Below are 7010 nucleotides of genomic sequence, written 5' to 3'. Positions count from 1 at the left end.
GGCCCCGCCGTTCTGAACGGTACCGCCGTCGCAACACGTCAAAGGGGCCCGAGGGCCCCTGCGTACTTGAGAAAATTACTCAGCATTGCGCCGCCGTTTAAGCGCGGTTTTACGCCGCCATCAACACTGCGTGGCCGGTACGGTGAGTACAAGAGCGCGTTCGTATATCGACGACTCGACCCGGCTACTGTGCGGCAGCGATTTGCGGATATCCGCGAAGACGCCCGTCGGAAGCGACTCGAGATCCGAGAGACCGTCTTGGACGCTGCAGCCCGCAACGCGCTGTACAGCGTCGTCGCATTCGAGACGCTGCGGGACCGCGATCGGTTGCGACGGGAGATCCGCAGAGAGCGTCAGGAGCTATACGCAGATCCAACGAATCGCAGGCTGTCATACCGCGAGTGGGTCGAGCGCCAAGCGGCCGATGGCGACGGCGCGGCTATCGGCCAGCTACGCGGCTTCGTCTACAGTGAGAAGCGACGCACGCGAGAGTTAGTGCGAGCGCTGGCCAATGATGATGCCGACGGCGTCGTCCACGTTGACGACGTCGATCCGGTTGCACGGAACGTTGCTAACGGACTGTATTTCCGCGTCCGCCGGGACGGAGCGGTTATCTATCGGTTGGACGATGGCCGCGACGCGTTTATTGATCTCGGTCGACGCATCGACGTACTTGCCAAAGGCGACGGCGACGACGTGTCAATCACGACCGCGCTTCGATTGGCCGCGGAGAAGTACGGGGGCACATTCGAGCTCACTGGCAGCGAAGAATTCAAGCGACGCGCGATCGACATTATTGTCGAACATCGAATTGACGTCCGGCTCCGAGACGCCGAGCAGGAAGCGTTGCGGCATGCTAGGGCAGTGGTCGCAGCGAAGCAACTGCCTCGGCAAACTACTCGTCGTTCCGGCAAGCCATGAACGGGGAAATGGGTCATCGAAGATATTAGGGCTGCATGGACTCGGGCGGCGTTTAGGTCTATAGTAGTCTCAGGTATTACCTTTTGCTACGGAGGCCGTCTCATGGTTACGGCAACATCCATCAAGCTTGATGACGAGCTGAAAGGGCGGGTTCAGCACTTGGCTGAAGCTCGTCGGCGTACCGCGCATTGGATCATGCGTGAAGCCATTGAACAGTACGTCGAGCGCGAAGAAAAGCGCGAGGCGTTGAATCAGGACACGCTCAAGGCATGGGATGAATTTCAGGCGACTGGCCTGCACGCGACCGCTGAGGAAGTGGATAAGTGGCTCGCGAGCTGGGGAACTGAAAACGAACTGCCTCCGCCAGAATGCCACAAGTAATCTTTGCGCCGGCGGCAATCCAGGACATGCAACGACTGCGCGAGTTCCTGAGGCCGAAGAATCCTGACGCCGCGAGGCGGGCTGGCGAAGCGATTAGACGAGGTGTCCAGGCTCTTGGTGCTCATCCTCGAATGGGGCGTCTCGTAGAAGATCTGCCCGAACAGTACCGGGAGTGGCCCATCGATTTCGGGGATAGTGGTTACTTGGCTCGGTACCGCCTCGATGGCGATACCGTCACGATCTTAGCCGTCCGACACCAGAAGGAAGCGGGGTATTGACCATGACCGATGACGAGGCCAAGGCGCGGATCGACGTGCTCCACGACGAGGCAGCGGCTATTCTGGCCGAGCAGGGACTGTCGCCCCTGCGGGCTTACTGTCTGATCCTGGAGCAGGTCACGGTTCGGCATGAGTCCACTTTGCGGTTGCTCGCCGATGCGGCAGCGCATGACCAGTGGTTCCGGGAACAGGTTCGTGAGGGGCTGAAGGAAGCGGACGATCCGAACACGAAATGGGTATCTGACGATGAAGCGCAGATAAGCTATGCCGGGAAGCGAGCCGAACTGCTCGCCCGGATCGGAAAAGGCAATGCGTGACGATTACACCCGCTGCGGCACGCCGCTGGTCTACGCTAGACAGCTCGAGCTGCAGCCCGATATTCTCGCCTCGCTCGGCGAGGAGCAGCCGGACCAGGAGGCTCCGCGGTCTACCTGATCTACATTAGGCACCCCGCTCGTGTGCGGGAACACACGGGCGGGACTTCCACAACACCACCGAGACTAGAGGTGATGATATGGCAGTGCAGTATGCTATCAGCCAGGATGCAATCCGGCTCGAGATCGCGCGCCTTCAAGGGGCGAACGCCCTCATGCGTGCGGCCAACAAAGCGCTGGCGAAGGGCGATAACGCAGCCCTGAGCGACATGGGGTTTTCGGCAGAGCACGCCGACGAACTGCGGAAGAACGGCGGCTTTCCGCCGACGTCGATCGGCAATAACACGCGAATGATTACTCACCTGCGATCGATTGGCGAACTTCGTGGACACTAAACTCAGCCAACCCCGCTAGTCATGTTCACCTTGTAGGTGCCAAGCTCTGGGTGGAGACCGTTTGCCGCAAGGGATTATCGTTGTCCGCCGTTTTTCGAGGCTGCGGGTCCGTCGCTGGATGAAGTTTGGAAATCCGCGAGTTCGAATTTTTTCGACCTATACTGGTACGCGACGATTCGTCTATCGGGTCGCCGGAAGGACTGTTGTATGATGCGACGCCTCGCAGCCGGACTTTTGCTGCGCACCAAGAAATCATCAGACAAGCACCAGTCCAGATGCAAACCATGTACGCACACATCGCGGGTGAACTTCGCGAATTGACCCTACCATCAGTGCACGAAGAAGTACTTCCCGGCATCCGTTGGGGAGCATTCGATGAACTGATGACTCCGGCATACTGGCGCGGGCAAGCTTGGCAACACACCGAGTCCGGCACATTCTGCGATTTTCGCCTCGGTCGCTCGCTTGAGGAAGAGGTGGCTGCGTGTCTGCTAGGAGGCTGGGGGATGCCCGCAGAGTTGGCATTGGCTGCTTATTCACGCGTTCGAGAGCGAAACCTCCTGCACGCTGGTATCACTGCGCAAGATCTCGAAGATGCGTTGAGTGAGCCGTTCATCTTTCAAGGTCGCGAACGCAAATACCGGTTCATCCGGCAGAAGGCACGATATCTGAGCGGCTGCCTTGAACAGCTGGCCGGCTTTACTCCTCCCGAAAATGACATCGCTTTTCGGGACCGGTTGAACGAGCTGCCGGGTATCGGTCTCAAGACGGCTTCGTGGATTGTTCGCAACCTGCGCCCGCAGAGCGAAGTAGCGATTTTGGACATTCACATTCTTCGAGTGGGCCAACACCTTGACCTGTTCCCGGTGGATTGGCAGCCAGAGACGCACTATCGACAACTGGAGGCTCGTTTCATCGCGTTTGCGCGAGCTATCGAAGTCTCTGCAGCCACGCTCGACGGTCTCATGTGGGATCACATGCGTCGTTTGTCCGCCATCATGAGGAAGACGCACACGCAGTCCGAGCAACTCGATCTCTTCGTCGACGACAGCGTCAGTGTTCACTAATCGAACCAGCGCCGATCAGTTTTGTGCCGGCAATCCGATTGCGGCTGCACCGACCGCAAGAAGCTGTTTCCCCGATGGAAGGGCTGAAACGACTTCGTTGCCGAGTACACCTAGCGGGCAGAAACCCAGTCCGAACAGCGCGGCCACGAGCGCCAGCGTTTGAAGCGTAGCGCCCGCATCTCGCCAAACGAGCGTCTCGCAATGCGCGTAGGCGCTCGCTGGGCGCGCCATGTCGGCGACGAGCGTGAGGAATGCCCCGTTTGCACCGGGGAGCACCCGTTGGCATTTACCGATCCATGCGTCCCGTGCCTCGGTCGCAAATGTGAGCTTCTCGAGCATGCATGAATCGGCGTTGACGCGAAAAACAGCCGAGTTGTTGAATAACACGACCGAGATTGGATGAAGGGCGCCGGCCGATAGTGTCGGGCGGCGACTTCGCCGCAGCGCGTCCCCTTCTTTCCAGAACCGGGGCATTAGTGCGAAAAGCAGCGCTCCAACCGTCAGCTCCAGCGGAGCTGACGACAGTGTGCGAGTGGAGCGGCGTTGTTCGAACACGTCCACGAACGCTGATTCTGCGGGAGCGCTGAATGGCTCGAATGGTGTACTCGATTCAACCGGCCAAGCGTAGTCCGCGTACGGACCATCGCCTAGCGGTCGTGGGTCTTCAGTATGGGTCAAGCCCAAGCTCCTCGAGCGTCTCGTAGTGCTTTCGGCAGCCACGGCACATCCCGCAAGCTTCGTTGGCGACGTGACAGGAGTGAGCCCATGCGAGCAAGTCAGTAGGAACGCCGGACGTTTTGATGAGCTCCGCGCCACTCAACTGGATAGCAGGGGCGTCGAGCGTTATTCCGCCTTCCTGACATTGCAGCACTGCACTCATGGCCGTGATGAACTCAGGTTTGCCGTCCGCATGGATGCCATCGGTCCGCAGCGAACCTATCAGGAGCCTGTTTACATTGAGCGTGACGGCTTTCATTGCCGCCAGGGTGACCAGCATCTGGTTGCGAAATGGCCACCACTCCGATACAGGAGCGAGAGTCGCAGGCGACAGACCAGCCATATCGCCGCTACCCAATGCGCTTAGGTCGGCCTCTATTACGTGATGCTCGATGTTGAGCGCCTCGCAGACTGCTGCTGCGGCGCGCACCTCCGCTTGAGCCGCGCGCTGGCCATACGCCACCGTGATGCCGACTTCCGGGCGCACCCAGTAGGCGATGGCGACCGAGTCCATACCCCCGGACAGAAGAAGTGCAGTTCTCATGCTTTCCACGCCGTGTGATGCAGCGCCGTTACAAAGTCGAAGAACAATCTGCAGTCCGTTCCAACGACCATTTTCAGGTCTTCATCGTTGACCGCTTGCGCGAGCGCATATACGGGAATGTTCTTTGAACGCGCGTAGCCAACTTCAAAGATGGTGCCTGCGTCAAGACCATCGAGAATCGCGAAGACTCGGTCACTGGAGTTCAAGGCTTCGATATCCTTCGGTGCTACATCGTGGGCAGGACCGCGGCCGACGTCGTGAACAGGGGAGAATACCTCGAGGCCGAGCTCAGTTAGGCAACGTCGTGCCTCGTCCACGAGCCACCGTTGTCCAAGATTGAAGAACGGGCTGGCGAGATAGACCTTCCCGGCAACTGTGGATGCTGGTGTGCGCTGAGTCTCCGACAATTCTTGAACTGGGGCTGCAGGCAATCCCATAGTTTCCGCGTATTGCGAGACGGCACGCGAAGCAAGCTCTGCTGCGGCAGCAGGGCTGGCGCGATGTACTGCCCATTGAGCTGCGAAGATGGCGGCAAATACGTCCCCCGAGCCGATGGTCCATACCATCTCGCTACGGTAGGCGGGGATATGTACCTCTGGGCTGCCAGTGCTGTACACGTATGCACCGGCCGGCCCTGACTTGACCACAACGACTTCAGCACCGCGCTCCAACAGCCTCGCTGCAGCCGTCTTCGGGTTTGAATCCCCAGCCATCGCAGCAATTTCGCTTCGGTTGGCGACAATCGCGAGGTGCTCGGCCTGGCTACCGTTTTCCCAGAACGATTCCGGATGGAATGCTGATTGTGGGTCGTAAACGCACCACTTCGCGTTAACCTTTCCCGAACCCTCCAGCATCCCGAAGCGCAACACTGCATTGGCGCTTACTTCGATGGGCTCGTGCGTATGAATGCGCGCGAGAGCCGGACGAATAACAGGCGTCGACATGCAATGCACGTATTCAAACGAAATACCGGCCCGAGCGGCGGTTGTGGCCAGGTCAAATTTGTACACCGTTGCCGCTTTTTTGAATTCGGTTTCGACGTCCGGATGTGCATAGGTGTGCAGCGTCACTTTGTCGACGTGACTGACGAGCGCAGTCGCGGCTCGTCCACCAGAACCAACGATTTGGTCCCATACAGGCCAAATACAATGCTCGTGATAGACGCCGCCAACGACATCAATTTTGCTTTGCGTCATGCCAGTCGCACCCGCACTTGGCAGGAGCCCCCTTGGATGCCCAGTACTTCTGCGACATACCGACGACCGTTCTGGATGCATTCGATAATCTGAAGCATCGAGCGCGATGTGATCGACCCGACGACCTGCCCGGTGTTGTCCTGGGCGACGAGTCGTTGCGGTGGCCCGGCCATAAACACGACGTTGAGAAGGGTGCCCGCTCCCACGTTGCGTAATGCGGCTGGAGACACCGAATTAAGAGACGTCACTTCGTCGATGACACACGGGTCACCTACCACGACACCACCGCCACCGTCTCCATCCACCTTCGGCACCGGCACTGGTGCTTTGGGTTCCGGCCGCCAATCTCCGCCACCACCGCCGCTTCCAGACATACTTTCCCCCGTATTATTGGTGTGAAACGTTAAACGCCCATCGGAAATATTCAAAAATATGAAACTCTCGAGGCCACATCGTTTTGCGCAAGCCCACACTTTGTTTTTGTTTGAGAAATTTTTACATGGGTTGTCGGGAAAATATACTAGATGAAGTCGCCCAATTGTCAAATAAAAGTTTGGCGACGAAGTCTAAGAGACAATTTTGGAAAAAATGGCCGAAGAATTTTCTTCTAGTTATGGGTGAGATTATCGCTTCGCGAGACATGGAATCCTTGCGAGAATGAGATTCAACATACTGCGCTGGATAGCAAAACCGAGCTGGGAGGCCCGGTTAGGTTTTCATCCGTTATGAGGCATGTTCCAGCGCATAACGAATCCGGGTGCCGGTGTCTTCGGCTTGAAGCCGGTTGACCCGAATCCGCATCGAAGGATTCGCAAAGTCGCGGAAGCTGAACGTGAACTCGGAATGGACCGCGTCGCCGGCGTCGCTCATTTCGGCGCTTTGAATGTAGGTGATCGGCTCGCATTTCGCGACATTCCTCTCACGATCAATGACAACCGCCCTGCCCATCACAGTGTCGATGCCGACATACCGCGTGTTGAGATAATCGGCGAGCTCGACGTGTGGCCGGAAGAGGTGGCCGCGCAAATTCGGACAACCGGATAAGTGGAACGGCTGGGGCCTGAGCCAGCGATAATGCAGGCAAAGGAACCCAAGAAATGACGAAGAGAACCCGAAGGACGCACTCAGCGGCGTTCA

Annotated in this window: 12 protein-coding genes; 8 read left to right on the top strand and 4 right to left on the bottom strand. The window is 58.2% G+C overall.

Annotation, left to right across the window (positions count from 1 at the left end; all coding sequences use genetic code 11):
- The 7 genes from WS62_RS13760 to WS62_RS13735 form a co-directional block, all read left to right on the top strand.
- Positions 1–921: LPD7 domain-containing protein (locus tag WS62_RS13760; RefSeq protein WP_331460074.1), on the top strand; the 921-nt coding region annotated here is incomplete at its 5' end.
- Between the two features lie 102 nt (positions 922–1023).
- Positions 1024–1302, top strand: coding sequence for a CopG family ribbon-helix-helix protein (locus WS62_RS13755; RefSeq protein WP_066571497.1), 279 nt, complete (start codon positions 1024–1026; stop codon positions 1300–1302).
- Positions 1290–1580, top strand: a complete 291-nt coding sequence (locus tag WS62_RS13750) for a type II toxin-antitoxin system RelE/ParE family toxin (protein WP_066571496.1) — start codon at positions 1290–1292, stop codon at positions 1578–1580. Before WS62_RS13755 ends, WS62_RS13750 begins: the two co-directional genes overlap by 13 nt.
- Before the next feature lie 2 nt (positions 1581–1582).
- Positions 1583–1897 carry a hypothetical protein gene (locus WS62_RS13745; RefSeq protein ID WP_080498875.1) on the top strand — a complete coding sequence of 105 codons (315 nt, stop codon included), beginning with the start codon at positions 1583–1585 and terminating at the stop codon, positions 1895–1897.
- A complete protein-coding gene (locus WS62_RS38630) occupies positions 1890–2015 on the top strand; it encodes a hypothetical protein (RefSeq protein WP_256732408.1) in 126 nt (41 codons plus the stop codon). Before WS62_RS13745 ends, WS62_RS38630 begins: the two co-directional genes overlap by 8 nt.
- 79 nt (positions 2016–2094) lie before the next feature.
- Positions 2095–2349, top strand: a complete 255-nt coding sequence (locus WS62_RS13740; protein ID WP_197422834.1) for a hypothetical protein — start codon at positions 2095–2097, stop codon at positions 2347–2349.
- Between the two features lie 275 nt (positions 2350–2624).
- Entirely contained in the window at positions 2625–3416 is a 792-nt protein-coding gene (locus WS62_RS13735) for an 8-oxoguanine DNA glycosylase (protein ID WP_197422833.1), read from the top strand.
- Positions 3417–3431: 15 nt separating this feature from the next.
- Here WS62_RS13735 and WS62_RS36375 read toward each other — a convergent pair whose 3' ends face one another.
- The 4 genes from WS62_RS36375 to WS62_RS36370 form a co-directional block, all read right to left on the bottom strand.
- Positions 3432–3977, bottom strand: a complete 546-nt coding sequence (locus WS62_RS36375) for a hypothetical protein (protein ID WP_156440975.1) — start codon at positions 3975–3977, stop codon at positions 3432–3434.
- Positions 3978–4080: 103 nt separating this feature from the next.
- Positions 4081–4677, bottom strand: coding sequence for a 7-cyano-7-deazaguanine synthase (locus WS62_RS13725; protein WP_038782029.1), 597 nt, complete (start codon positions 4675–4677; stop codon positions 4081–4083).
- Positions 4674–5873 carry a PfkB family carbohydrate kinase gene (locus tag WS62_RS13720; RefSeq protein ID WP_066571492.1) on the bottom strand — a complete coding sequence of 400 codons (1200 nt, stop codon included), beginning with the start codon at positions 5871–5873 and terminating at the stop codon, positions 4674–4676. Before WS62_RS13720 ends, WS62_RS13725 begins: the two co-directional genes overlap by 4 nt.
- Entirely contained in the window at positions 5870–6301 is a 432-nt protein-coding gene (locus tag WS62_RS36370; RefSeq protein WP_156440974.1) for a hypothetical protein, read from the bottom strand. The genes WS62_RS13720 and WS62_RS36370 overlap by 4 nt, the downstream gene beginning before the upstream one ends.
- A gap of 304 nt (positions 6302–6605) precedes the next feature.
- On the opposite strand from WS62_RS36370, the gene WS62_RS37420 reads away from it, so the two are divergent.
- Positions 6606–6917, top strand: coding sequence for a hypothetical protein (locus WS62_RS37420; protein ID WP_197422832.1), 312 nt, complete (start codon positions 6606–6608; stop codon positions 6915–6917).
- The last annotated feature ends 93 nt before the right edge of the window (positions 6918–7010 follow it).

This window comes from Burkholderia sp. ABCPW 14, from assembly GCF_001523835.1.
Taxonomy (GTDB): Bacteria; Pseudomonadota; Gammaproteobacteria; order Burkholderiales; family Burkholderiaceae; genus Burkholderia; species Burkholderia mayonis.
Note: the sequence above shows the minus strand (reverse complement) of the source record. Positions and strands in the feature narration are given on the sequence as shown.